General features: G+C 62.2%; 26 protein-coding genes and 1 tRNA gene. 14 read left to right on the forward strand and 13 right to left on the reverse strand.

The genetic code is table 11. The features are described from left to right. Positions 1–207: 207 nt before the first annotated feature. From VZC39_RS08235 to VZC39_RS08295, 13 genes are all read left to right on the forward strand, one after another. On the forward strand, positions 208–648 hold the full coding sequence (locus VZC39_RS08235; protein ID WP_349921911.1) for a hypothetical protein: 441 nt from the start codon (positions 208–210) through the stop codon (positions 646–648). A 21-nt stretch (positions 649–669) separates the two neighbouring features. Beyond that, a complete protein-coding gene (locus tag VZC39_RS08240) occupies positions 670–1,485 on the forward strand; it encodes a hypothetical protein (RefSeq protein ID WP_349921912.1) in 816 nt (271 codons plus the stop codon). A gap of 638 nt (positions 1,486–2,123) precedes the next feature. Then, the gene (hybO, locus tag VZC39_RS08245; protein WP_434667411.1) at positions 2,124–3,257 is read left to right on the forward strand and encodes a hydrogenase 2 small subunit; all 1,134 of its coding nucleotides are present in this window, start codon (positions 2,124–2,126) and stop codon (positions 3,255–3,257) included. Continuing rightward, the gene (gene hybA / locus VZC39_RS08250) at positions 3,254–4,282 is read left to right on the forward strand and encodes a hydrogenase 2 operon protein HybA (protein ID WP_434667414.1); all 1,029 of its coding nucleotides are present in this window, start codon (positions 3,254–3,256) and stop codon (positions 4,280–4,282) included. Before hybO ends, hybA begins: the two co-directional genes overlap by 4 nt. Continuing rightward, on the forward strand, positions 4,275–5,462 hold the full coding sequence (hybB, locus tag VZC39_RS08255; RefSeq protein WP_349921915.1) for a Ni/Fe-hydrogenase cytochrome b subunit: 1,188 nt from the start codon (positions 4,275–4,277) through the stop codon (positions 5,460–5,462). The genes hybA and hybB overlap by 8 nt, the downstream gene beginning before the upstream one ends. Next, positions 5,459–7,162, forward strand: coding sequence for a hydrogenase 2 large subunit (gene hybC, locus VZC39_RS08260; protein WP_434667418.1), 1,704 nt, complete (start codon positions 5,459–5,461; stop codon positions 7,160–7,162). The genes hybB and hybC overlap by 4 nt, the downstream gene beginning before the upstream one ends. Then, a complete protein-coding gene (locus VZC39_RS08265; RefSeq protein WP_349921918.1) occupies positions 7,162–7,677 on the forward strand; it encodes a HyaD/HybD family hydrogenase maturation endopeptidase in 516 nt (171 codons plus the stop codon). Before hybC ends, VZC39_RS08265 begins: the two co-directional genes overlap by 1 nt. After that, positions 7,659–8,195: a hydrogenase-2 assembly chaperone gene (gene hybE / locus VZC39_RS08270; RefSeq protein WP_434667421.1), complete on the forward strand. Its 537-nt coding sequence runs from the start codon at positions 7,659–7,661 to the stop codon at positions 8,193–8,195. Before VZC39_RS08265 ends, hybE begins: the two co-directional genes overlap by 19 nt. A 119-nt stretch (positions 8,196–8,314) precedes the next feature. Then, the gene (locus VZC39_RS08275) at positions 8,315–9,898 is read left to right on the forward strand and encodes an ABC transporter substrate-binding protein (RefSeq protein ID WP_434667424.1); all 1,584 of its coding nucleotides are present in this window, start codon (positions 8,315–8,317) and stop codon (positions 9,896–9,898) included. Next, complete coding sequence (locus VZC39_RS08280; protein WP_434476182.1) at positions 9,883–10,893, forward strand: ABC transporter permease; 1,011 nt, start codon at positions 9,883–9,885, stop codon at positions 10,891–10,893. Before VZC39_RS08275 ends, VZC39_RS08280 begins: the two co-directional genes overlap by 16 nt. Further along, positions 10,883–11,713, forward strand: a complete 831-nt coding sequence (locus VZC39_RS08285) for an ABC transporter permease (RefSeq protein WP_434667427.1) — start codon at positions 10,883–10,885, stop codon at positions 11,711–11,713. Before VZC39_RS08280 ends, VZC39_RS08285 begins: the two co-directional genes overlap by 11 nt. After that, a complete protein-coding gene (locus VZC39_RS08290) occupies positions 11,707–12,498 on the forward strand; it encodes an ATP-binding cassette domain-containing protein (protein WP_434667430.1) in 792 nt (263 codons plus the stop codon). Before VZC39_RS08285 ends, VZC39_RS08290 begins: the two co-directional genes overlap by 7 nt. Continuing rightward, entirely contained in the window at positions 12,498–13,136 is a 639-nt protein-coding gene (locus VZC39_RS08295) for an ATP-binding cassette domain-containing protein (RefSeq protein ID WP_434667433.1), read from the forward strand. Before VZC39_RS08290 ends, VZC39_RS08295 begins: the two co-directional genes overlap by 1 nt. Before the next feature lie 126 nt (positions 13,137–13,262). On the opposite strand, the gene hypB is transcribed toward VZC39_RS08295, so the two are convergent. Beyond that, positions 13,263–13,955: a hydrogenase nickel incorporation protein HypB gene (gene hypB / locus VZC39_RS08300; protein WP_434668424.1), complete on the reverse strand. Its 693-nt coding sequence runs from the start codon at positions 13,953–13,955 to the stop codon at positions 13,263–13,265. Here hypB and VZC39_RS08305 point away from each other — a divergent pair. After that, positions 13,950–14,390 carry a hypothetical protein gene (locus VZC39_RS08305; protein WP_434667436.1) on the forward strand — a complete coding sequence of 147 codons (441 nt, stop codon included), beginning with the start codon at positions 13,950–13,952 and terminating at the stop codon, positions 14,388–14,390. The two genes, hypB and VZC39_RS08305, sit on opposite strands and share 6 nt — an antisense overlap. Here VZC39_RS08305 and hypA read toward each other — a convergent pair. From hypA to VZC39_RS08365, 12 genes are all read right to left on the reverse strand, one after another. Continuing rightward, positions 14,368–14,709 (reverse strand): hydrogenase maturation nickel metallochaperone HypA, encoded by a 342-nt coding sequence (gene hypA, locus VZC39_RS08310; RefSeq protein ID WP_434667439.1) that lies wholly within the window; start codon positions 14,707–14,709, stop codon positions 14,368–14,370. The two genes, VZC39_RS08305 and hypA, sit on opposite strands and share 23 nt — an antisense overlap. Before the next feature lie 32 nt (positions 14,710–14,741). After that, positions 14,742–15,746: a hydrogenase expression/formation protein HypE gene (hypE, locus tag VZC39_RS08315; protein ID WP_434667442.1), complete on the reverse strand. Its 1,005-nt coding sequence runs from the start codon at positions 15,744–15,746 to the stop codon at positions 14,742–14,744. Next, the gene (hypD, locus tag VZC39_RS08320) at positions 15,743–16,861 is read right to left on the reverse strand and encodes a hydrogenase formation protein HypD (RefSeq protein WP_434667445.1); all 1,119 of its coding nucleotides are present in this window, start codon (positions 16,859–16,861) and stop codon (positions 15,743–15,745) included. The genes hypE and hypD overlap by 4 nt, the downstream gene beginning before the upstream one ends. Continuing rightward, a complete protein-coding gene (locus VZC39_RS08325; protein WP_434667448.1) occupies positions 16,855–17,106 on the reverse strand; it encodes a HypC/HybG/HupF family hydrogenase formation chaperone in 252 nt (83 codons plus the stop codon). Before VZC39_RS08325 ends, hypD begins: the two co-directional genes overlap by 7 nt. 195 nt (positions 17,107–17,301) lie before the next feature. After that, positions 17,302–19,680 (reverse strand): carbamoyltransferase HypF, encoded by a 2,379-nt coding sequence (gene hypF / locus VZC39_RS08330; protein WP_349921929.1) that lies wholly within the window; start codon positions 19,678–19,680, stop codon positions 17,302–17,304. Continuing rightward, entirely contained in the window at positions 19,677–21,593 is a 1,917-nt protein-coding gene (locus VZC39_RS08335) for a SelB domain-containing protein (protein ID WP_434667452.1), read from the reverse strand. Before VZC39_RS08335 ends, hypF begins: the two co-directional genes overlap by 4 nt. 4 nt (positions 21,594–21,597) lie before the next feature. Beyond that, positions 21,598–23,067 carry an L-seryl-tRNA(Sec) selenium transferase gene (selA, locus tag VZC39_RS08340; protein ID WP_434667455.1) on the reverse strand — a complete coding sequence of 490 codons (1,470 nt, stop codon included), beginning with the start codon at positions 23,065–23,067 and terminating at the stop codon, positions 21,598–21,600. Between the two features lie 198 nt (positions 23,068–23,265). After that, positions 23,266–23,357: transfer RNA gene (locus VZC39_RS08345), tRNA-Sec, on the reverse strand. 201 nt (positions 23,358–23,558) lie between these two features. Then, positions 23,559–24,050, reverse strand: coding sequence for a hydrogenase maturation peptidase HycI (gene hycI, locus VZC39_RS08350; protein WP_434667458.1), 492 nt, complete (start codon positions 24,048–24,050; stop codon positions 23,559–23,561). Continuing rightward, a complete protein-coding gene (locus VZC39_RS08355) occupies positions 24,050–24,463 on the reverse strand; it encodes a formate hydrogenlyase maturation HycH family protein (protein WP_434667461.1) in 414 nt (137 codons plus the stop codon). The genes hycI and VZC39_RS08355 overlap by 1 nt, the downstream gene beginning before the upstream one ends. Then, positions 24,456–25,271, reverse strand: coding sequence for an NADH-quinone oxidoreductase subunit B family protein (locus tag VZC39_RS08360; protein WP_434667464.1), 816 nt, complete (start codon positions 25,269–25,271; stop codon positions 24,456–24,458). The genes VZC39_RS08355 and VZC39_RS08360 overlap by 8 nt, the downstream gene beginning before the upstream one ends. After that, entirely contained in the window at positions 25,268–25,801 is a 534-nt protein-coding gene (locus VZC39_RS08365) for a formate hydrogenlyase complex iron-sulfur subunit (RefSeq protein WP_434667467.1), read from the reverse strand. The genes VZC39_RS08360 and VZC39_RS08365 overlap by 4 nt, the downstream gene beginning before the upstream one ends. Between the last annotated feature and the right edge of the window lie 8 nt (positions 25,802–25,809).

The raw sequence follows: 25,809 nt of genomic DNA on the forward strand, positions 1-25,809 counted from the left end.
TGGTTATCTGCTCATGATTCCATCATCGATGGAAGTTATTTTTAAATTGTATTAAACTTCATTTCTATGATAGTGAACTTCTTTAGGTTAAATTGTTTCTGTTATTAACTGCCATTGGTTTTTTCACTAAATTTTAATGCTTCTTAAATATAATTAATATGATAAGTTAGTATAAGCTGGGGAGGTATAATGAGATATGGTTTTTATATGTTTACATTGTTTTTATTAACTTCTACATCGTCATATGCAAACGAAGTAGTATACTTTTCTTGTGAGACTGATAAAGGTGACGTTAAATTATTTGTTAATGAAAATAGATTGGGTTATGAATTCTCTAAAGGTGATAAAATTGAGTTTTCTTATCACTCATTGAGGGATAGCTTTAATGGGTTCAGTCATAATTATTACTATAGATACCAGACTGAATATGGAAAGGTTTCTTTCAGTAAAGGGAAATACAAGTATTCGGTTTTTAGTAACTACGAAGGAGATGAAGAAATGTCAGGTATAATAGTAAATGTATCTGAAAAGGAATATAATATCCCTTGCAGAAAAATAATTGCAAACAAACTTGTAGACCTGATCCCCTTGCTACAATGTGATAAAGAAGATGCATTGGGATGTTATCCTGATAAACAATATCTTTAATGTTGTTTTTGGTGCAGATTAATGAATCTTTTCTTAAGAGGGTTGTACATCGCTTTTTATAGTATCATTCCTATGTACACATATGCCTATAGCACCTGCGATGATGATGTATCGTATTATATCACCACTAAGACTTCAGATGATGAACCAAGTAGCACCTTATCTATAATGCATAGCGGGGAAGGGCGGACGTTCACAGTTCCATTTTCTTCTGGAAATATTTCATGTAAAAAAATTAATACTAATGGACTTATAAAGATAACTGTTCCTGCTGATAGACCAAGACTGAGTGCTATATATTACTTTGATGTTTCTGGGAAGTTTAATTATATAGGTGGTGCATCTATCTCAATAAGCTCAGGTGAGGAGCGAGTAAGTGGTATTGGTGAAATAAATAAAGGTAATGAAATTTCTGCCGTTGATTTGGATGGAGTAGCAAGTGAGGATGCAGCCATCATAAGTAAAATCATCAGCACTTCTTATAGTCTTGCGAGTAATGATAAAGTTTCAGATTTATATCATGACATGAGATACATTGAGATAAATGCATTGTCAGAGTATACCGGAAACAAAATTTGTGGCAGTGATGAGAGTGTGTTCTATTACTGTAAGACAAAATCGGGGAAAAATCTTAACTTATGCTACTCTCCTTTCTCAGGAGATATAACATATAATTATGGCAAGCAGAGAAAGGAACTATCCCTTAATGATTTTTCATTGATGGGTGAAACATTTAGCTTTAAGAATAAAAACACGATGTACAATGTATCACCTGCTAAGGGCGAGATATCAGTAATTCAGAATGGTAAACAGTTATCTGTTATTTCATGTACATGAATAATTCCTTGTCTATAGATATTATCTTCCGACACCGGCTTAAGGCCGGTGTTTTTATATCCGGGAGCACGTAGTTACGGCTCCCAGGTTCCTTCTCTTGGGTCTGAGAATCGAGCTCGGTTGTTTTCGCAGCGAGAAATCCAAAAAATGAGTTTTGTTTGAGGCTCACTTAAGGCGTGACATCACCAAACAGGGCGTAGGCTGCAGTGGCAGGTCCTGATGATAGGAAATGCTGATTTGATTAATTAATTGGCCTTGTACGGTTTTTTATAGGCTTCCTTTGCGTGCTCCATTTAGCAAAATCTCGACCCCAGTCTCTATAACGTCCAATATCAGCAGTAGGGTAATGATTCTGTGACAGCGCTTTTGTTTTGATAAATACGCCCAGGAGATGAGCCGAAATTTAAATGTTTTTAATTCAAGTTGAACAGATAATAACCCATAATGGGTATTCTTTAGTTGAGAATGATTTTCTATAAGCTATTGCTGTATATGGTTTTTTTATTTTTCATGATGAGTTTTATCGGCGGCTAATGTCCCGCGACTTGATTGAGATCAACATCGGGGCGGGGGAGGAGGCATAGCATTTCCGCAATTAAGCATTTGTCAAATAATGCACACTGACGGGAATAAGACGAATGGTCGCGGATAATTTTTTATCGGCTCATGGAATTAATCGCCGTGATTTTATGAAGTTGTGCGCCGGGATGGCCGCAACCCTGGGGTTAAGCCAGAATGCAGTGGCCAAGATGGCCACTGCGCTCACCAGCCCAGTGCGGCCTCCGGTGATCTGGATAGGGGCGCAGGAGTGTACCGGTTGTACCGAGTCGCTGCTACGCGCCACGCACCCCACCATCGAGAACCTGATCCTCAATACCATATCGCTGGAGTACCACGAAGTGCTCTCGGCGGCCTTTGGTCATCAGGCGGAAGAGAACAAGCACAACGCCATCGAACGCTATAAAGGCAAGTATGTGCTGGTGGTGGATGGCTCCATCCCGCTCAAGGATGGGGGCGTCTACTGCATGGTGGCCGGCGAGCCCATCGTCGATCATATTCGCCGCGCGGCGGCGGACGCCGCCGCCGTCATCGCCATCGGCTCCTGCTCCGCCTGGGGCGGGGTGCCTGCCAGCGGTGGCAACCCCACCGGTGCAGTCAGCCTGGAAGAGGCCCTCGGCAATATCGGTACGCCCATCATCAATATTCCGGGTTGCCCACCCAATCCCCATAACTTCCTGACCACGGTCGCCTACTACATCACCTACGGCAAGTTGCCGACGCTCGATGCCAAGAAGCGGCCGCTGTTCGCCTATGAACGACTCATCCATGAGAACTGCGAGCGCCGCCCGCACTTCGATGCCGGGCGTTTTGCCAAGGAGTTTGGCGATGAAGGCCACCGCCAGGGCTGGTGCCTCTATCACCTCGGTTGCAAGGGTCCCGAGACCTATGGCAACTGCTCCACCCTGGAGTTCTGCGATGTGGGTGGCGGTATCTGGCCGGTGGGCATCGGCCACCCTTGCTATGGCTGCAACGAGCAGGGGGTGGGTTTCAGCAAGGGGATCTTCCAGCTCGCCAAGGTGGAGAATCCCACCCCGCGGGTGGAGAAACCCGATGTGGCCATTCAGGAAGGGGGCTATATGTCGCCGACGGCCACCGGCCTGATTGGCGGCGCCCTCGGGGTGCTGGTCGGGGTGAGCCTGATGACGGTGCGTGAACTCGGTCGCCAGCAGAAACGCCACGAAGCCGGACAGCAAGCGCCACGGGGGGAATGACCGTGAACAGACGCAACTTCCTCAAATTTGCCTCCGTGGGTGCCATGGCGGCAGGGGCGGCCATTCCCGGCACGGCCATGGCGGAAGCCAGAAACAAACCTCCCATCCCCGGGTCGCTCAGCATGCTCTATGACTCCACCCTCTGCGTCGGCTGCCAGGCCTGCGTGGCGGAGTGCCAGCGCCTCAACGGGAATCCGGGCAACCCGGCAAGGGAGCAGACCTGGTCCAACAACGACAAGCTGACCCCTTACACCAACAACATCATCCAGGTGTGGCGAAGCGGCAGCGGTGAACACAAGGATCAGCTGGTGGATGGCTACGCCTACATCAAGAAGCAGTGCATGCACTGCGTGGATCCCAACTGTGTCTCCGTCTGCCCGGTACAGGCCCTGCGCAAGGATCCCAAAACCGGCATCGTTCACTACAACCCGGACGTCTGCACCGGTTGCCGCTACTGCATGGTGGGCTGCCCGTTTGACGTGCCGAAATACGAGTACGACAACCCCTTGGGCGCGATCCACAAGTGCGAACTGTGCAACCAGAAGGGGCTTGAGCGGATCGATCAGGGCAAGTTGCCCGGTTGTGTCGAGGTCTGCCCCACCGGCGCCGTCATCTTCGGCACCCGGGAGGAGCTGATGGCCGAGGCCAAGCGTCGTCTGCTGGCGACCCCGGGCAGCGAATACGCCTATCCCCGTCAGACCCTCACTGCCAACGACCCTTATCTGCACGCCGTGCCGAGCTATCAGCCCTATGTGTACGGGGAGAAGGAGGGGGGCGGTACCCAGGTGCTGGTGCTGGCCGGGGTGCCTTACACCAAGCTCGACATGCCTGATTTACCCGAGCTCTCCTCCGGTGCCCGCTCCGAGCATATCCAGCACACCCTCTACAAGGGGATGGTGTTGCCCATGGTGGTGTTGACCGGTCTCTCCGTGCTGATCCGGCGCAATGCCAAACAGCATGACAAGGATCATGATGCGCAGCACCAGGATCAGGGAAAATCATCGGGAGGCAAGGATCATGAGTAACCACAAGGCCCATCCACTGGGGGGCAAGCTGGTCAGCTGGCCCGTGCTGGTGCTGGCCCCCTTCGCCATTTTGTGCGGCATGCTGATCTTGAAGCGGCTCATCTTTGGGCTGGGCTCGGTCACCGACTTGAACGGCGGCTATCCTTGGGGGCTCTGGATCTCCTTTGACCTCTTGATTGGTACCGGTTTCGCCTGTGGCGGCTGGGCTCTTGCCTGGGCCGTCTACGTGTTCAACCGGGGGGAGTATCACCCCCTGGTGCGACCGGCGCTGCTGGCCAGCCTGTTCGGCTACTCCCTTGGCGGCCTCTCCATCACTATCGATGTGGGGCGCTACTGGAACCTGCCGTACTTCTATTTGCCGGGTCACTTCAACACCTCGTCGGTGCTGTTCGAGACGGCGGTCTGCATGACCATCTACATCGGGGTCATGGCGCTGGAGTTTGCCCCCGTGCTGCTGGAGAAATTCGGCTGGAAGGCCTCGCTTATCCGGCTCAACAAGATCATGTTCTTCGTGCTGGCGCTCGGCGCCCTGTTGCCCACCATGCACCAGTCCTCCATGGGCTCCCTGATGATAGTGGCGGGGGAGAAGATCCATCCGCTCTGGCAGAGCTACGAGCTGCTGCCGGTCTTCTCCTTGTTGACCGCCTTCATCATGGGCTTCTCCATCGTAGTGTTTGAAGGCTCCCTGGTGCAGGCGGGCCTGGCAGGACGCGGCCCCAACGAGAAACCGCTGTTCTACAAGCTGACCCAGGTGATCGATATCTTCCTGATCCTGTTCGTGGCTCTGCGCTTTGCCGAAATCGTCATCAACGACAAGTCGGAATACCTCTCGGACTTCAACCGCTACTCCATCATGTTCTGGAGCGAGATCGCGCTGATGATCTTCCCGCTGCTGGTGTTCCACTGGGACAAGAGCCGCCGGGATTCCCGCATGTTGTTCCTGGGGGCCCTCAGCATGCTGCTGGGCGCCGCCCTCTGGCGACTGGACTACTCCCTGCTCGCCTTCAATCCGGGCAATGGCTATCACTATTTCCCCAGTACCGAAGAGGTGCTCATCTCCCTTGGCTTCGTGGCCATCGAGGTCTGTGCCTATCTGCTGCTGATCCGGCTGCTGCCGGTGTTGCCATCGCTTGAACGTGTTCACCAAGATTATCAGGCCCGAGGGAAAGCCAACGTATGAGCCAACGTATCACCATAGACCCCATCACCCGCATCGAGGGGCACCTGCGTATCGACTGTGAGATCGAAGGCGGCGTCGTCACCAAGGCCTGGTCGTCCGGCACCATGTGGCGCGGGATGGAAGAGATCGTCAAAGGCAACGACCCGCGTGACGCCTGGATGATAGTGCAGCGCATCTGCGGGGTCTGCACTTCCATCCATGCCATCGCCTCGGTGCGGGCGGTGGAAAACGCCATCGGCGCCAAGGTGCCGGTCAACGCCCAGTACATCCGCAACCTCATCGTCGCGGCCCACAACATCCACGATCACATCGTCCACTTCTACCAGCTCTCGGCACTGGACTGGGTGGACATCACGGCGGCCCTTGAGGCGAGCCCGCAAAAGGCGGCGGACATCCTCAAGGGGGTATCGACCTGGTCCCTCAACAGCGCCACCGAGCTGACCAAGGTGCAGGAGAAGATCCGCGCCCTGGTGGCGAGCGGCCAGCTCGGCATCTTCGCCAACGGTTACTGGGGTCACAAGGCCATGAAGCTGAGCCCGGAGGTGAACCTCATCGCCGTGGCCCACTATCTGCAAGCGCTGGAATGCCAGCGCGATGCCAACCGCATCGTCGCCATCCTGGGGGGCAAGAGCCCGCACATCCAGAACCTGGCGGTGGGCGGGGTGGCCAACCCCATCAACCTGGACGCCCCGAGTGTGCTGAACCTGGAGCGGCTGCTCTATGTGAAGAGCTTCATCGACCGCCTCGGCGAGTTCATCGAGCAGGTCTACAAGGTGGATGCCGCCATCATCGCCGCCCACTACCCCGAGTGGCTGAACCTGGGGCAGGGGGCCAAGCACTACCTCTGCGCTCCCGAACTGCCCACCGACGGCGACGGCGGCAGCTTCCTGCTGCCGGGGGGCTATATCGAGAACGGGGATCTGGCGAATTATCGCCCCATCGACAGCCATCAGGATGCCTGGCTGATGGACGGCATCGCCGAGAGCAACAAGCACGCCTGGTACAAGGACGATGAGCCCCTCAAGCCCTGGGAGGGCAAGACAGAGCCGAACTACACCGGCTGGCAGGATGACGGCAAGTATTCCTGGGTCAAATCCCCTACCTTCTACGGCAAGGTGGTGGAGGTGGGGCCGCTCGCGGATCTGCTGGTGAAGCTCGCGGCCAAGCATCCGGGCACGGTGGCGCATTTCGATCAGCTGGGTGGCCTCTATCAGACCCTGACCGGCTCGGCCATCAAGACCGGACAGCTGCACTCCACCCTGGGGCGCATCATCGGCCGGGCAGTGCGCTGCTGTGTGCTCAAAGACACCCTCTCCCATCAGTGGCAGGCGCTCATCGACAACATCGGCAAGGGGGATACCACCGCCTACATCAAGGCTGACATTCCGGCGGACAAGGAGTTTCGCGGTGTGGGCTTCGAGGAGGCGCCCCGGGGCATGCTCTCCCACTGGGTGGTCATCAAGGGGGGCAAGATCGAAAACTATCAGGCGGTGGTGCCGTCAACCTGGAACTCGGGCCCGCGCAACTTCAACGACGAGCCCGGCCCCTACGAGCAGTCTCTGGTAGGTACCCCGGTGGCGGATCCCGCCAAGCCCCTGGAGGTGGTGCGCACTATCCACTCGTTCGACCCCTGCATGTCCTGCGCGGTGCACGTGGTGGATACCCAAAGCGGCGATGTGACCCGGGTGAAGGTGCTGTGATGAACACCCTGATCCTGGGGGTCGGCAACCTGCTGCTGAGCGACGAGGCGGTCGGCGTGCGCATCGTCGAGGCGCTGGGGCGGGAGTACCGCTTCGGCCCGGGCGTCGAGCTGCTGGACGGCGGTACCGCCGGCATGGAGCTGCTCGAAGCCATGGCGTGCCGCGACCACATCATAGTGGCGGATGCGGTACTGAGTGCAAATCCGCCCGGTACTGTCATCACTCTGCGTGACGAGGAGATCCCGGCGCTGTTCGGCCGCAAGATCTCCCCTCATCAACTGGGATTGGCGGACGTGCTCTCGGCCCTGCAGCTGACCGGGGAGTCCCCCAAGCGACTGACCCTGATCGGCATAGAGCCAGAGTCGCTGGAGCCCCGTATCGGCCTCACCCCGGTGGTGGCCGCGGCGATGAGGGAGGCCAAGGAGCGGATCCTGACCTTGCTGGCCGAGCTTGGCTGCCCGGTCACTCCTCTCACCGACATGGAACGGGAGGCCGCATGGCGCAACCCCATTTGAGCGATAAGCAGCAATATGTGCTGTCAGATGGCAATCAGGCAGAGCAAGGGGTCTGCGGAATTGCAGAAAACCCCGCATCCATGCTGGTGGCGCAGTATAAGCGCATCGCTCGGGAAGAGATGCAGGGCTTGCCCTTCTATCACCAGACGATGCCGGTGTTGGCGCGCTGTGCGCTGCATGAGGAGCAGTGGCTCGGGGTGGTGCTCACCCCCTGGATGCTGAGCGTGGTGGTGCTGCCGGGGCCGGATCAGTGCTGGCCGGTGCGCCCGCTGAGCTCGCGCCTCGCCCTGCAACTGCCCTGCGGCAACCTCACCTTCATGGTGGGGGCGTTGCCCGAGACGGGGCAACTGCTCGCCTGCTCCCTGATGTCGCCGCTGGACTCGCACCTCGGTGCCCACGAAGGGGCGGCCCTGGTGGAGAGCGTGCAGAAGATGCTGCTCTCCCTGCCGGTGCAGCAGGGCAGGGCAGGGGCCGTGGATCTGGGCCGCAGGCGACTGCTGGGCGCCCGGCAAGGCTAGTCCGCCAACATCGTCATAGTCGCAATGGGGCCCCGCAGGCCCCTTGTTTGGTTTAATCAGGTGGCGTTTCTTGCCCGGGGCAAGAGGCATAAAGAAATAAAATACATAGCAGGATCAACATGATGACTATTCGCCCCCTGGGCACAGCACTGTGGCTGGCTCTCTTGCTGGGGAGCGGGGTGCAGAGCGCCGCCGCCCAGACCGTGCCTACTGAGCTCAAGCTCGCCATCGGGGCCGAGCCCACCGAGGGCTTCGATCCCCTGCTCGGCTGGAGCCACGGCAGTTATCTGCTGCTGCACAGCCCCTTGCTCAAACAGAAGGCGGATCTTGGCTGGGACAATGTGCTGACCCAGTCGGTGGAGCCGAGCAAGGATGGCAAGGGCTGGCGCATCCGCTTGAAGCCGGATCTCAAATTTTCAAACGGTGCGCCGCTGACCGCGGAAGATGTGGCCTTCACCTACAACAGCGCGGCTCAGGGCGGCGGCAAGATAGACATGGGCAACTTCGTTAAGGCCGAGGTCGTCTCTCCCACCGAGGTGACCATCCGCCTTAGCGCCCCCCAGAGCACCTTCGTCAACGTGCTGGGATCCCTCAGCATCGTTTCGAAGCGGGATTACGATCCCAAGGCGTATGCCCGCCACCCCGTCGGTGCGGGCCCTTACCGGCTGGTGAGCTATTTGCCGGGACAGCAGCTGGTGGTGGAGGCCAACCCCCATTACGCCGATGGCCACAACGACTTCAAGCGGCTGGTGTTCGTCTTCATCGATGAGGAGAGCGCCTACGCGGCGGCCCAGAGCCGTCAGCTCGATCTGGTGCGCATTCCCCCGGCCCTGGCGCCCACCGTGCCCGCGGCTCTCAAGCTCTGGGTACGCCCGAGCGTGGAAAACCGGGGCATCGTTTTCCCCGTGCAGGCGGCGGGCGGCAAGGACGCCCAGGGTAATCCCGTCGGCAACGACGTCACCTCGGATGTGGCCCTGCGCCGGGCCATCAACTATGCCATCGACCGCAAGCTGCTGGCTGATCAACTGCTCGAAGGCCATGCCATCCCCGCCTACAGCGCGGTGCAGGGGCTGCCTTGGTACAACCCCGCGGTCGCCTTCAAGGATGGGGACCCGGCCCATGCCAATGCCTTGCTGGATGCGGCAGGCTGGAAGATGGGCAGCGACGGGGTGCGCCACAAGGGGGATCTGCGCGCCGCCTTCACCCTCTGGTATCCCGGTGGTGACAGCACCCGGCGGGACTTGTCCGAGGCGGTGCGCGCCATGCTCACCCCCATCGGCATCGACGTTAGCCTCAAATCCGGCAGCTGGGAGCAGGTAGAGCGGGCCATGCACGCCAACCCGGTGATGATGGGCTGGGGGAGCCTGGATCCCATGGAGCTCTATCACCACTACCAGAGCGGCGCAGCCGGGGTGGAGTTCTACAACCCGGGTTATTACCGGAACAGTGCCGTGGATGCGCACCTCAAGCAGGCCCTGGATGCCCCCACCTGGCAGGCGGCGGTGCCGTTCTGGCAGCAGGTGGAGTGGGATGGCAACACCGGGGCCGGGGTGCAGGGGGATGCCGCCTGGGCCTGGCTTATCAACGTGCAGCACACCTATCTGGCCAACGGCTGCATCGATCTGGGCAAGAGCGCGCCGGAGATCCACGGTAGCTGGTCCCTGCTCAACAATCTGCAGGATTGGCGATGGACCTGCTCCTAAGCCCCCCCCGGCGGATGATGATCCTGAGCCTGGGCAAGACCCTGCTGCGACTGGCAGGCTTGCTCACGCTGGTGTCGCTGGCCTGTTTCGTGCTGCTGAGCCACTCACCCATCGACCCCATCAAGGCCTACATCGGCAACGATCTGCTGCATGTGCCTCCCGAGCAGTACGCCCGCATCGCCGCCCGCTGGGGGCTGGATCAGCCCCTGTGGCTGCGTTACTGGCACTGGTTCGGCCAGGTGATCCGGGGGGATCTGGGCTACTCCATGCTCTACAACTCCCCCGTTACCGAGGTGATCGGGGCCCGTTTCGCCGCCTCCTTCGCCCTGCTGACGGGGGCCTGGCTGCTCTCCGGCACCCTGGGGGTCCTGCTCGGCCTGTGTGCCGGGCGCTATCTCAATCGCTGGCCGGACAGGCTCATCTGCCGCCTGGCCTATCTGCTCGCCTCCCTGCCGACCTTCTGGGTCGGCCTCTTGCTGCTGGCCCTCTTCGCGGTGCACTGGCCCTTGCTGCCGGTCTGCTGCGCCTGGACCCCGGGGCTGCCCGCCAATGACGCCGACTGGCTGCTGCGGGCACGCCATCTGGTGCTGCCCCTGACCACGCTCGCCCTGCTCGGGATGGGCAATATCGCCCTGCATACCCGGGAGCGGGTGGCCGAGGTGCTGGAGAGTGATTTCATCCGCTACGCCCGTGCCCAGGGGGACGGCGGCTGGCCCATGTTGCGTTTCCACGTGCTGCGCCACGCCCTGACCCCGGCGCTGTGCCTGCAATTTGCCTCCCTCGGGGAGCTGATCGGCGGGTCGCTCCTGGCGGAGAAGGTGTTCGCCTATCCGGGGCTCGGTCAGGCGACCGTGGATGCGGGGCTCAAGGGGGACATCCCCCTGCTGATGGGCATAGTGCTGTTCTGCACCCTGCTGGTGTTCATGGGCAACACCCTGGCCCGCTGGCTGCTGGCCCGGATGAACCGGGGCTGGGAGGGGCGTCATGCTGTTTAATCCGTTCCCCTCCTTGTTGCGTCTGCTGTTTGCGCTGCTGATCCTGGGTCTGCTCGCCGGCTATGGCTGGCACCTGGCGGGGCAGGAGGTGCCCATGAACTTGCTGGCCCGCCAGCAGGCGCCCTCTGCCGCGCACTGGTTTGGTACCGATCAGATGGGGCGGGATCTCTGGCTGCGCGCCTTCCAGGGCACCCTCACCAGTCTGGAGCTCGGGATCAGCACGGCCCTGTGCAGCGGCCTGCTGGCCATGCTGGCCGCCAGCCTCAGTCTGCTGCACCCGAGGCTCGATGCGGCCGTGCGACTGGTGATCGATGCCATGCTGGCGCTGCCCCACATGCTGCTGCTGATCCTCATCTGTTTCACCCTGGGCGGCGGGCTGCGAGGGGTGATCTTGGCGGTGGCCCTGACCCATTGGCCCAAGCTCGCCCTGATCCTGCGGGCCGAGGCCAGACGCATCGCCTGCAGTGACTACGTGGTGCTGGCCCGTTGCCAGGGGATGGGGCCGCTTCGGCGCTGGTGCACCCACCTGCTGCCCGGGCTCCTGCCCCAGTGGTTCATCGGGACGCTGTTGATGTTCCCCCACGCGGTGCTGCACAGCGCCGCCTTGAGTTTCCTGGGATTTGGCCTCGCGGCCCACGAGGCGTCTCTCGGCCTCCTGCTGGCGGATGCCCTGCGCTACCTGACCAGCGGTGGCTGGTGGTTGGCGCTCTTCCCGGGGCTGATGCTCTTGGTGCTGGTATTGCTGTTCGATCAGGCCACTCGCGCCCTGCAGGCACTGTGGTTCGGGGGCGAGGGAGCCGGAGTGAGCCGACGATGCTGAGTTTCGAGCACGTGACCATAGAGGCGGCCCACTACAACTGGCTGGGCCGCCGTCAGTGGCGGCCTTTGCTGCGGGAGATAGACCTCACCCTGGCCCCCGGCGAAATCCTCGCCCTGGTGGGGGGGAGCGGCGAGGGCAAGAGCCTGCTGTTGCAAAGCGCCCTCGGCCTGCTGCCGGACAACCTGCGAAGGAGCGGGCGCATCGCCCTGGATGGTGAGCCCCTGTGCGAGGCCGGGCTAGCCCGCCTGCGCGGCCACACCCTCTGCCATGTGCCCCAGGGAGTGAGTGCCCTCAACCCCTTGCTGACGGTGGAGCGCCAGCTCGGCCGCGCCGCTCGGCTCGCGGGCCAGAGCGGCGCCCGCGAGCGGCTCGGCCAGCAGCTTTCACGCTACCGGCTGCCCGCCGTCGTGCTGGACAACTACCCCCGCGAGCTCTCGGGTGGCATGGCCAAGCGCATCCTGGCCTGCACCGCGGCCCTCGGCGGCGCTCGCTTCATTCTGGCGGACGAGATCACCGCCTGGCTGGACGAGGGGCTGGCCTGTGCGCTGCTTGGCCAGCTCCGTGAGCTCGCCGAGCAGGGCACCGGTATCCTCTGGGTCACCCATGATCTGGCGATGGCGGCGCGCTTTGCCGATCGCATCGTCCTGCTCCATCAAGGGCGGGTGAGCGACACCCTGAGTTGCCAGCAGCTCAGGGCCGGGCAGGGCAGCGCGACCTTGCGGGCTCACTGGCAGGCGCTGCCGGAGTTCCATTCCTTGTTCCCGACCCGGCCGGAGGCGTGCTGATGTTCGAGGTAGAGGATCTGGCCATTGAGCAAGGGGGGCGCACCCTCTGGCAGGGGTTGACGTTGAGGATCAAGGCCGGTGAGCGGCTCGGCCTCTCCGCACCGAGCGGCTTTGGCAAGACAACTCTGGGGCGGGTGCTGGCGGGCTGGCAACCCCTGGCAGACCCTGGCCGGGTTCGGCTGGACGGGGAGCCGCTCCCTGCACGGGGGTACAACCCGGTGCAACTGGTGCCCCAGCACCCGGAGCTCTGCTTCAACCCGCGCCGCAGCACGGGGCAGTCGCTCTGGGATGTGTGGCAGCCGGACGAGACCATGCTGGCGCGTTTTCTGGTGAACCCTGAGTGGCTATCCAGAAAGCCGGGTCAGCTCTCCGGCGGCGAACTGGCGCGCATCGCCCTGTTGCGGGCGCTGGATCCCCGCACCCGCGTGCTGATCGCCGACGAGGTGACCGCCCAGCTCGATCCCCGCATCCAGCGCCAGCTCTGGCAGGAGCTGATCCGGGAGTGCGAGACTCGCGGGCTCGGCATCCTGGTATTCAGCCACCAGCAGGCGCTGCTAAGGCAGGTGTGTCATCGCGTGATCTTCCACGGTGAGGGGCGAGATGAGGCGTTTAACATGCTGTCAGATGATGCTGCCTGAGCAGCTTGTACTGTTACGGATAAAAAGAGGGAGGCATCAGCCTCCCTCTTTTTTTATCGGTTATCCGTCTTCTTATCGGTTATCTGCGAGGGGCATGCCGTCATCGCAGGTCCTCCCGGCGGGGACTCAGGCGCTGGCCAGCCAGCCTAGCCAGGCGTCCATCCCTTCCCCCGTGGTGGCGCTCAGCTGGATCACCTGGATATAGGGGTTGACCCGTTTGGCGTTCTCGATGCAGCGCGCGAGATCGAAACTGACATAGGGCAGCAGGTCGGTCTTGTTGATGATCATCAGCTGGGCGGCGGCGAACATGTCCGGGTATTTCAGGGGCTTCTCTTCCCCCTCGGTAACCGAGAGGATGGCGACCTTGTACTTCTCGCCGAGATCGAAGCTGGCGGGGCAGACCAGGTTGCCCACGTTCTCGATAAAGAGGATGCCCCCTTCGCTCACGGGCAGCTGGTGGCAGGCGTCGTGCACCATCCTGGCGTCCAGGTGGCAGCCCTTGCCGGTGTTGATCTGCACGGCGGGTACCCCGGTGGCACGGATGCGATCCGCATCGCTGCTTGTCTGCTGATCCCCCTCGATGACGGCGCAGTGACGTTTGCCAGAAAGCAGGCTCAGGGTCTCGCACAGCAGGGTGGTCTTGCCCGAGCCCGGGCTCGACACCAGGTTCAGTACCAACTGGTTGGCGGCTTCGAAATGTTCCCGGTTGTGGGCGGCAAGGGCATTGTTCTTGGCCAGCACATCCATCTCGATGGCGATCAGCTGGCGCTGACCCATGCCCGGCACCGACAGCCCCGCTTCCCCGCGGCCGTAGTGCAGATCACCCTGCTCATGCTCATGGGAGTGAGCGTGCTCATCTGCGTGGTGGTGGTTGTGATCATGATGCCCGTGGTGATGGTCATGAGCCGACCCGCTGCCGGATGGCCGGGGGGCGGCGAACTCGGCACGGACGCCGTGGTAGTGGTGGTGCACGTCCCCCTGATGGCGATAGTGGTGATGGATGATCAGGGTGCGGGCTTCCTGCTGACCATGTCCCTCGTCATGCGCGTGCCCCGGGTGTTCGTGGGGGTGTTCATGATGATGGTCGTGCCCATGGTGATGGGGGTGGTCATGATGATGGACGTGGGGGTGAGCATGATGATGCTCGTTACCCTGTTCATGCTCGTGATGATGACTGTCTGGCTCCTGGCCGGCAATGCGCGCCTGGCCGCATCCGCATACGCTGCACATATCAACTTACCTCGATGTCGGTGATGCGCAGGTTGTCTCCCTGCGCGACTCGTAATTTGTAGCCGCCGCAATGGGGGCAGGGTTGGCCACGCTCGGTGAGCACGACCGTCTGACTGCAGTCATAGCACCAGCCCTCGGCGGCCTGGTGTTGAAAATGGAGGCGGGCCCCTTCGACGGGGGTGCCCTTGGCGGCCGCTTCGAAACAGAAGGCGATGGTGTCCGGGTCGACGCAGGAGAAGCTGCCGACCTCGAGCCAGAGGGCGGTGACCTTGCTAAAGCCCCGCTGGGTGGCCTGCTCGGCCGCCAGATCGATGGCCGCCATGGCCAGAGACATCTCGTGCATGTTCAGCACTCCTTATGGTGATGGGCCATGGCTCAGCAGATCCGGGGGAGCAGTTCCCCCTGTGGCAGCTCCAGATAGCGGCGACTGCCCCAGGGGTTGTTCAGGATCACCTTGTGCTGGGCGCTCTCCCTGACCTGGCCTATCTGGCTGGCGGAAGGGTTGAATGTTCGCAGCAGCGCCAGGGCCGCATCGGCCTGCGCCGCGGGCAGGGCCAGCACCATGGTGCCCTCGTTGGCGAGATCATGGGGCTCGAAGCCGTACAGTTCGCACAGGCCACGCACCGGGTCGCACACCGGGATGGCGGACTCCTCCAGCTCGATGGCAACGCCGGATGCGCTGCTCCATTCGTTGAGCACGGCGGCGAGGCCCCCTCGGGTGGCATCGCGCAGGGCGTGGGGGCGAATGTCTGCCGCAAGCAGGGCCTCAACCTGGGGCCAGAGGGTGGTGCAGTCGCTCTGAAGTGAGGAGCCAAGCTGCAGGGCATCGCGGGCCATCAGGATGCAGGCGCCGTGGCTGCCGATATCCCGCGACACCAGGATGGCATCCCCGGCCTGGATATTTCGTACCGAGATGCCCCGGCTCTGCTCGGGGCGGGGGAAGCTGCCGACCCCGCTGGTGTTGATGAAGATCTTGTCGGCTGCGCCTTTTGGCACCACCTTGGTGTCGCCGCAGACGATGCGGGCGCCACTCTTGGTGAGCTCCAACGCCATGGACTCGACGATGCGGGCGAGATCGGCGTAAGGGAAGCCCTCCTCGATGATGAAGCTGGCGCTCAGGTATTCAGGTTTGGCCCCCATCATGGCGAGATCGTTCACCGTGCCGGCGATGGCCAGCTTGCCGATGTCGCCACCGGCGAAAAAGAGCGGGGAGACGGTGAAGCTGTCGGTGGTGAAGGCGACGGGGCCGCTGACCGGCAGCAGGGCGGCGTCTTCGCCGCGCAGCAGGATCTCGTTGCCGAAATGGCGGAAGAACAGCTGGTTGATCAGCTGGTTCATCTCCACGCCGCCGCCGCCGTGGCTAAGTTGAATTTCTCTCATGCTGACTGGCTCCCCATATAGCGGTAGTAGGCGTTGCAGGCCCCCTCCGAGCTCACCATGCAGCTGCCCATGGGCTGGGTCGGGGTGCAGCCCCGGCCAAAGACCTTGCACTGGTGCGGCTTGGCGAGCCCGCGCAGGATGTCGGCGCACTGGCACGCCTTGTGATCGTCGATGGGAGTCTGGTTGAGGGAGAAATGACGCTCCGCATCCCGCGCGGCGAAGGCGTCCCGCAGGCGCAGGGCGGAGGCGTTGATGTCCCCGAGCCCACGCCAGCGAAAGTGCTTCCGGGTCTCGAAATAGTGTTCGACCAGGTGCTGGGCGGCGCGGTTGCCGTGGGCGGTGACGGCGCGGCTGTATTGCACCTCGAGGGCGCAGCGCCCCTCCACCTTCTGGCGCACCATCATCAAGATCGCCTCCATCACGTCCACCGGCTCGAAGCCGCTCACCACCACGGGCACCTGGTAGCGCTCGACGATCGGCAGATAGATATCGGCGCCGGTGATGACGCTGACGTGGGAGGGGCCGATGAAGGCGTTGACCTTGGCGACCCCGTCGGCCATGACGGCGTGGATGGCGGGGGGCACCAGCACATGGTTGATATGAAACAGCAGGTTGTTTACCCCGGCTGTCTCGGCGGCGGCCAAGAGCGCCGCCGTCATGGGGGTGGAGGTCTCGAAGCCGATGGCGAAGAAGACCACGGTATTGTCCGGGTTCTCCTTTGCGATACGCAGGGCATCGAGGGGGTCATAGACGGGGCGGATATCGCTGCCTTTGGCCCGCTGCTGGGCCAAGGAGCCCTTGGAGCCCGGTACCCGGATCATGTCACCGAGCGTCACCAGGATGACGCCCGGCTGGGCGGCCAGCTCCATGGCCTGATCGATGCGTTCTTTCGGCATCACGCAGACCGGGCAGCCGGGGCCGTGGACGAATTCGATGCACTCGGGCAGCAGCTGGGGCAGGCCGTACTTCATGATGGTGTGGGTGTGGCCGCCGCAGACCTCCATCACCCTCAGGGGTTCGGGCAAATCCTTTGCAAGCTCGGTGATCTGGGCCGCGAGGGCGCGGATCACCTGGGGCTCACGAAAACCCTGGAACAGATCGTTCAGGCTCAGCATGGCAGTATGTCCTGCTTTGGCATCAGGGCCACCATCTGGCGGAAGCTCTCGAGGCTCGCCTGGGCTTCGTCTTCGTCAATCTTGCTCATCACGAAACCGATGTGGAGCAGCACATAGTCCCCGAGCGCCAGCGGCTCCTCGAGCAGCATGCAGCTGACCCGCCGCTGCACCCCCAGGGTGTCGACGGTGACGCAGTTATCTTCGGGGTGCAGTTGCACCACCTGGGAGGGAATGGAAAGGCACATATCAGGACTCCGACACGGCAGCACCGTTTTGCGCTGCAAGATGAGAGGGGGCAAGCCAAGGCAGGCGTTTGTCGCCGGGGACAGGAAAGGGCATGGATTCAGGACTCCGACACGGCAGCACCCTTCTGTGCTGCAAGATGAGAGGGGGCAAGCCAAGGCTGGCGTTTGTCGCCGGGGGCAGGAAAGGGCATGGATTCAAGACTCCGGCACGGCGGGCAGGGCGCTGGGCCCTTGCGCAAGGTGATGGATGGCAAACCAGAGCTGGCCGGCGGCGATGCCGCCGTCGTTGAGGGGCAGGGTCTGGCTGGTCAGTGCCTTGCGTCCGGCCGCGTCGAGGCGGGGGATGAGCCAGTCCATCAGCACGCGATTCTGGAAGACGCCGCCCCCCAGCGCCACCGGATAGCCGGGGAAGCGTGCGGCCAGGGCGGTGACAAGCTCAGCGATGGCGTGGATAAAGCCGGCGGCGAGGCGAGCGGGATCTACCTGGCCGCGCTGCCCGAGCAACCCGGCAATGAGCGGCGTCCAGTCGATCAGCAAGGGGCCGCCGGCCTGTTCGGTGATTGCAAAATGCAGGGGCCAGGGCTCGGCATCCGGCGCGAGGCGCAGGGCCGCCGCCTCCAGCAAGAGCCCGGCTTCCCCTTCGTAATCCGGGGTGTCGATGAGCCCCAAGAGGGCGGCCACGGCATCGAACAGCCGGCCCATGGAGCTGGTATGGGGGGCATTGCGGCCCAGGCGCCAGAGCTGGTGCAGATTGCCTATCTGTTTTGCGGGCAGTTGATTGATCGCCGGAATGTCGAGGGCGACTATCTCATCGGGCGATAGGGATTCGAACAGCAGGCCGAGCAGCTGGCGCACCGGCTCGCGGATGGCGGCCTCGCCGCCGATCAGCCGAAATGGCTTGAGGTGGGCGAGGCGCTCAAACCCTCGCACGTCGGCGAGCAGCAGCTCGCCCCCCCAGAGGGTGCCATCGTCACCCAGGCCGGTGCCGTCGAAGGCAAAGCCCAGCACAGGGCCTGTCATATCGTGCTCCGCCATCACCCCTAGCAAATGGGCGTGGTGGTGTTGCACCTCGAGGTGAGTCGCCCCCTCTGCCGCGCAATAGTCTTTGGCCCACCGATGGCTGAGATAACCGGGGTGGCGGTCCGATACCAGGGTACTGGGCTTGAGATCGTAGAGGCCACGGAAAGTCTCCAGGGTCTGCTCGAAGTGCTGCTGCATCGGCAGGCTGTGCAGATCCCCGATATAGGGGCTGTAGATCCGCTGGCGACCGAAGGCGAGCGCCAGCTGATTCTTCTGCTGGGCCCCCACCGCCAGCACGGATTGCTGTACCGCCTCCTTCAGGCTGGGGGTGCTGGGGGCGTAACCGCGGGCCAGCCGCAGGGTCTGCTGCCGTCCCCCCGCCCACTGCACCAGGCTGTCGTCGCAGGGGTGCAGGATGGGGCGATCGTGATCCAGGATGCCGTCTATCTGGGGGCCTAGCTCGGCAACCACCGCCTCGCCCGCGATGAGAATGGGGCTGCCGCGACCGTTGGCGCTGGTGGCCACCAGCGGGATGGCGCAGGCCTCCAGCAGCAACTGGTGCAGGGGGGTGTAGGGCAGCATGACGCCGAGATAGGGGATGCCGGGGGCGATGCCCTCGGCCAGTGGCACCGCCCTGGCTGGCTGCTCACCCGCTGGTTTCTTGCAAAGCAAGGTGATGGGACGGGGCTGGGAGCTGAGCAGTGCCCACTCTTCTGCGCCGCCATCCACGTGCAACCTGGCCTCGTCGAGGGTACCCATCATCACCGCCAGCGGCTTGCGCTCGCGGCGTTTGAGTCGGCGCAGCCGTGCCACAGCCTGCTCGTTTCGGGCATCGCACATCAGGTGATAGCCTCCCATCCCCTTGACCGCGACAAGCTGACCGGCCTGCAGGGCCCGGGCGGCCGCTTGCAGGGCATCCTCTCGCTCGGCCAGAACATCCCCGCTGCCTGCACGCCAGGTGAGGTGCGGGCCACAGGCGGGGCAGCTCACCGGCTGGGCGTGATAGCGCCTGTCCAGCGGATCCTCATAGGCGCGAGCGCAGTGCGGGCACATGGCGAAATTCGCCATGGCGGTGTGGGGCCTGTCGTAGGGGAGGCGTCGGATGATGGTGTAGCGCGGGCCGCAGTGGGTGCAATTGGTGAAGGGGTAACGATGGTGGCGATCCGCCGGGTTGGCGATGTCCCGGGCGCAGGCCTCGCACATTCCCTGATCCGGCGAGATGGCGACGGTGGCGGCGCTTTGCTGCTCGCTGGCCCGGATATGAAAGGCACCATCGAAGTCGGGGGCGTCATCCAGCGGGAGAGGCTGTTCGCTGAAACGGTCGATGCGGCTGAGGGTGGGCGCCTGGGTCTTGAGTGCGTGGGCAAAGGCGGCCAGCGCTTGGGGGGCACCCTCGGCCCCGATGGTGACGCCGTTGGCGTCGTTGAGCACATAGCCGGTGAGGCCGTGGCGCAGGGCCAAACCATAGACGAAGGGGCGAAACCCCACCCCCTGCACGATGCCGTCGAGGTGAAACTCGCGGCGCAGGCGGGACGTGTCTGGCTGCTGACTCATGGCTGCGCCTCGCCAGATTGCGGCGCGTTCGCGGGCAGGCGCAGCACCCGCCGGTCGTTCTCTTCCCGCCTGAGCCAGCCATCCATCTCCATGCGAAGGCAGAACGGGATGGCGTATTTGCGCGACAGCCCGACTCTCTCTTTCAGTGATCCCATGTCGATCAGATCCCCCACCTGCTGGCCTGCCAGCACGGCCTGAACCATCTGTTGATAGAGCGCGGCATCGTAGTAGATGGGGCCTTCCAGCTGTACCAGGTACTTGAGTCTCGCCAGATTGCGCAACTGCTTTGGCAGTGCGCCCTTTTGTTGCAAACCCTGTGGCAGGCGAAGCTTGAGCACGGGGTCTATGGCCACGCCGCCGGGGCCCAGTTTACCGGGCTCATAGCCCTCCTTGCCTTGATCTCGCACCAGTTTGAGCACCAGCAGCGCCTCTTCCCCGAGATCATCCTCCGATTCGCCGTCGCCCCGTTGCCACTTGTCGTGGTGCAGGCGAATACGCTGCGCTCCCTTGAGCCGCTGCAGCAGCAAGCCGATCAGGGCCAGGGCTACCTGCAACCGGTTGGCCAGCTCGGCGGCGCTCATGGGCTCGGTATCGAGGGCGTTTTCCACGGCGGTGAGGGTGTCTGCAAGCCAGCCCGGGTTGACGACCCACTCCCTCAGGGGCTCGGCATCCGGGGGCAGGGCATCGAACGCGCTGGCGAGGGCATGCCCGCTGAGCGCCAGTTGCAAGCGGGCGGGGCTGTGGCCCGCGAGATCCCAGGGCAGGGCTCGCAGCAGATGGTGCAGCGCCTTGCGCCTGGCCGGGTGAACGTCGCCGCACCAGAGTATGCGGGCGCCATGCAGCAGTTCGCTGCTGCCGTGGCGGATGATGGCAAGGGGCTGGCCGAAGAAGCAGGGAAGGGGGCTGGCAAAACGAAGGCGCGCCAGCTCGGGCTGGTCATCGGCCTCGGCGGCGCGAAGATAGACCAGCTGGGCGCGGCCATGCCAGCTGCCGAGGGCCACTTCCACCTCCCGGTTGCGCCGCTCCCTCACCGACCGTGCATCCTCCTCGAGTCGCACGATGAGCTGGGTCGCGGCGGCGGGGCCATCCTCGCCACCCAGGCAGTGCCCGCTGGCGCTGGTGAGGCAGTGGCCGCGAGCCACCTCCTTGTGGGGGACTTTTTTAAGCCCCACCGCCACCCGGCAGACGGCGCCAATCTCGTCGACCTGTCGGTGATAGGCCTGCAGGGAGCGCACCTGTACCTCACGGCCAGCCGGGTAGAGACGCAGCTTGTCCCCCACTCGCAGGCACCCCTGCTGCAGGGTGCCGGTGAGCACGGTGCCGGTGCCGCTGGCGGTGAAGACCCTGTCCACATAGAGGCGGGGGGGCTGCTGTTCGCGGGCGGTTTGCACTGCTGCCACATCCGCCAGTTGGCGGACGATGGCGGCGTGCAGCGCGCCTATGTTCTCGCCCGTTTTAGCGCTGACGCAGACGATGTCCGGCACCATGCCGCTCTCGTCCATCACCCGCTCCAGCAACTGCTCTTCCAGTTGGGCCAATTCAGCCGGACTCACCAGATCGCACTTGTTGATGCACACCAGCAGGCGCGGCACCCCCATGGCCTTGAGCAGGCGCAGGTGATCGCCGGTCATGGGCATCCAGCCTTCGTCGGCGGCAATCACCAAGAGCACCAGATCCAGGCTCCAGAGTCCCGCCACCATGTTGCGCACATAACGCTCGTGGCCGGGCACGTCGATGACCCCTATGGTATTGCCCAACCCGTCGTCGAAGTGGGCGAAGCCGAGATCCTGGGTCATGCCGATGGCCTGCTCGTGGGCGCGGGCGGTGATGATGCCGGTGAGGGCCTGGATCAGCAGGGTCTTGCCATGATCCACGTGGCCGGCGAGGCCGATGACGGCGCGATAGGAGCTCATGGGATCAGCGTGCCTCGTTCGAGATGCTCAGGGGATGGCCTGCCTGGGACGATTCTGTGGTGTTTTCATTGCATTGAACGGCATTTATCAGCGTTTTCAACTGCGAAATAAGCACCTCCATATCCTCTTCCAGCAAGGAGGCCATGTTGAGCAGCACTTGCTGCTGGCGCACGGTGGCGATCACCGGCACCGGCAATGCCCGCAGGGCGTCGAGCAACTGCTGGGCGGGGCGAGGGTCGAGGCAGGCCAGCGCCGGGGCGGGGTAGAACTCGTCCGGCAAGGTGCCGCCCCCCACCACCAGTTGGGCCTGTACCTGCACGAAGCAACCGGGCAGGGCGCGCATCAGTCGCTCGGCCCGCTCCTGCATGGCGGCCGGGGCCGAGAGGGTGCGCTGGGCGATCCCTTCGCCAGTCGGAGACTTGTTGAGTTTGTGGATGAGCAAGCGCTCGAGCAGGGAGTAGACGATGCGGCTCGGGCGGAAGGTGCGCATCATGGGGTGTTTTTCCAGCCGCTTGATGAGATCGGCTCGGCCGCCGATGATGCCGCACTGGGGGCCTCCCAGCAGCTTGTCGCCGGAGTAGCAGACCAGATCCGCCCCCGCCTTGAGGTACTGGCGCACCGAGGTCTCGTCCGGTGCGAAGGTTTCGGTGGTGAGGCCGGAGCCCTGATCCACCGCCAGCACGATGTGATCCGGCAGGGCGCGGGCCACCTCGCCGATGTCGGGGGATTCGGTGAAACCGCGAATGGCGAAGTTCGATCTGTGCACCATCAGCACCAGGGCCGTCTGATCCGTGATGGCATCGAGGTAATCTTTCGCCGTGGTGATATTGGTGGTACCCACCTCGACCAAGGTAGCGCCGGAGAGGGCGAGTATGTCCGGGATGCGAAAGCCACCGCCGATCTGGATCTGCTCGCCCCGCGACACGATCACCTCGCGCCCCTTGGCCATCTCTTGCAGCAGCAGGAAGAGGGAGGCGGCGTTGTTGTTCACCACCAGGGAATCTTCGGCCTGGGTCAGGCTGGCGAGCAGGGGGGGGATCAGCCCCTTGCGCCCACCGCGCTTGCCGGTGGCAAGATCCAGTTCCAGGTTGTTGTAACCGGTGTTGAGTTCACGCACCTCGTCCCACAGCTGGGCATTGAGCGGCGAGCGCCCCAGATTGGTGTGCACCAGGGTGCCGGTGGCGTTGATGATCCGGGTCTGGCGCTGGCGCACCAGGCGCTGGCAGCGGGCGACTATCTGCGCCTCCAGGCTGGCCGGGTCCATGCCCGTCGTGCGAAAGCCCTCGCTCTGGCGCAGGTCGCTTAAGGTATCGCGCACCGCCTGGGTCACCAGGGGACGACTCAAGGAGGCGATATAGGGGGCGAGAAAGGCTTGTTGCAGCAACTGCTCCACCTGGGGCAGGCGACAGTTAGCCTGCGGCTGGGAGGGCGTGCATTGATGGTCGGTGGCTGGCGCCTGAGGCTGGTTCGGCATGGAGTTACCCGGATTGTGCTGACGAAGGCACACCGGTTGACCGATAACTTGACCGAAGGAGTCGGTTATTTCCGCGATGACGCTTCTTACCCAAAATCAATAAACATCCAGTCTGGATAATTGAATCAGGTTAAGAGGAGTATTCGTCGGATTATATTGGCAAGCGGTGTGTCGTCTATTCATCCAATATATAAAAAGTGGCGGAAGAGGCAGGAATCGAACCTGCCAAAGCCTTCTCGGCTCACGTCGGTTTTGAAGACCGGGAGGGCCACCAGACCCCATCAACTTCCACTGAGGTCGCCATTTTGTGGCACTTTTTTGTGACTGGCAACGCTTTTTTGGTCATGAAATCCCGTTATTCGGCCATTTTTACATGTATCTCCACAAGCGTTGTTTTATATCAAACATGGCGCAGTTAGCCCGAAGTTTTTATTGTCGCAACGGGCTGGGGTGAAATGAAGTGAGAATTGTTTTTGATAGTGCGCCGGGCTTTATTTCTCGCTATTTTGAATATTCCATTGGGCAAAGCGTTTTATTAATTGCGCCGTATCCTGGGCCGTGTCCAGATGCTGGTGAAGATAATCCATGGCGCCGCTCACCATCTCGGTCATGGGGAAGGAGAACGCGACGATGGCCGGCTGCACCCCGACGAAGATCACCTCGGGGACGAAGGTCTTCAGCTCATCGATGAGGAAATTGAGCGGCATGTTGTGGGTCGAAAAGATGAACATGTCGGCAATGGTGTCGGGGGGGATCACCTTGAGGGTACCCGCCTTCTCGCCTATCTCGGCGGCGTCCACCAGTACGATGCGATCCGGTTGCAGCGCCCGCACCCGATGCACCATGTTCTCCGGCGCGATGCCGCCGTCGATGATTTCCCAACCGGCCAGGGGGCTTGCCTGCAACTTTTCCGCCAGATAAGGGCCGGCACCGTCGTCCCCCATCATGGCATTGCCCACGGTCAACACGAGATTGCAGCCCATCAGCGGCTCCTTACCATCAGGTACATATGGGGATCGTTATAGAGGGCGGTGAGCTGATCCATGAAGGTGTCGGTCCAGCCCAGCTCCTGCTCGTCGAGCAGCCCTTCGGCCTTGCGCAACCGGTCGAAGGCGCAGGCCAGCATGTGGCAGTGATCGCGATAGACGGTGATCTCGCCAAAGGTGAGAAACCCCTCCATCTTGCGCCTTGCCTCGCTGCCCGCCGGCAGTTTCCCTACCCAGTCCCGATAGCCCGCCAGAGGGCAGACGAGATCGGCGTGCAGGCAGTCGACGACCCCGAGGTGGTGGCCGATGGCGAGGCTGTAGTACATCACCTCTTTCGCCTCCTCGGGCACGTCGAACTGTTCGTCCACGAACTTGCGGGAGAGGCGATAGAAGAAGACCTGGTCAGCCATGGGCGGCCTCTCTCTTGCCCGTACCCCGGTTGAGGCAGGCACTCGCCAGGTTGTTGACGATCTCGGAGAGGCGCGGGTCGTCGTGCTGTTGCAGATAGCCCTGGATGCGCAGGTCCACGTCTTGCTGGGTCGCGCCTTCGAGCAGCGCCATGAACTCATCGGCGATGATCTGCCCCTGACGGTAGCCCGCCATGCGGCGCGCCTCCCGCTCTATCATCACCCGGATCTCGCTCGGGATGCCGGTGTGGCGCAGCTCCACCCGTTCGCCCGGTTTGACCTCGTGGCTGGTGGCTTTCAGTTTCTGCTCGAGCAGACCCAGCGCCACCGCGAAGCCGTAGATGGTCGCCGCCGGGGTGGGGGGGCAGCCGGGGATATAGACATCCACCGGCACTATCTTGTCGGTACCGCCCCAGACGCAGTAGAGATCGTGGAAGATGCCGCCGTCGCAGCCGCAGGCGCCGTAGGCGATGCAGATCTTGGGATCCGGGGCGGCTTCATAGGCGCGCAGGGCGGGTACCCGCATGGCCCGGGTCACGGCGCCGGTGAACAGCAAAATATCGGCGTGACGGGGGGAGGCGACCACCTTGATGCCGAAACGCTCGGCATCGAACACAGGGGTGATGGTGGCGAAGATCTCGATTTCACAGGCGTTGCAGCCGCCGCAGTCCACCCGGTAGACATAGGCCGAGCGGCGAATGTCGTTGAGCAGTGTTTTCTTGAGACGCGCGAGCTCGGGATCCTGCGCGAGCGGCACGGCCCGGCTATGGGCATCGCCGACGACCGGTTCTATGCCTTTGATTTGGCTCATTTCATCCACTCCTGTTGGGCATCCGGCCGGATCGGTTGATGCAGCATGCTCTGTTTGCGTTTGCACTCGGGGCAGTGGTGCAACCGCTGTGGGTAGGCCAGCGGCTTGGCCGCTTGTGCGAGGGTATCTTCCACCAGGGCGACGAGTCTGGCGGGGGCGAAGAAGGTGCCGCACAGCTCGCAGGGGGCCAGGGGGAAGCGGGCCTCCTCATAGAGATCGGCCTTGTTGGTCACCGCCAGCTCGAAATTCGGGGAGAGGGTGATGGCGTGGGTCGGGCACACCTCTTCGCAACGGCCGCAGAAGATGCAGCGCGCCATGGAGAGCTCCCAGCGTCGCTCGCCACTCTCCATGTCCACTTCCATGATGAGGGCGTTGGCCGGGCAGGCCTTGGTGCAGGCGGCGCAGGCGATGCACTGATCCGCTTGGTATTCGGGCTTGCCGCGAAAGTCCCGGTTCACCTCGAAGGGGGCGAAGGGGTATTTCGCCACCGGGGTGCCCGCCTTGAGGATGGTCTTGAACAGCTTGATCATGGTGACCT

This window comes from Aeromonas sp. NJAU223 (genome assembly GCF_051125555.1).
Lineage (GTDB): Bacteria > Pseudomonadota > Gammaproteobacteria > Enterobacterales > Aeromonadaceae > Aeromonas > Aeromonas veronii_G.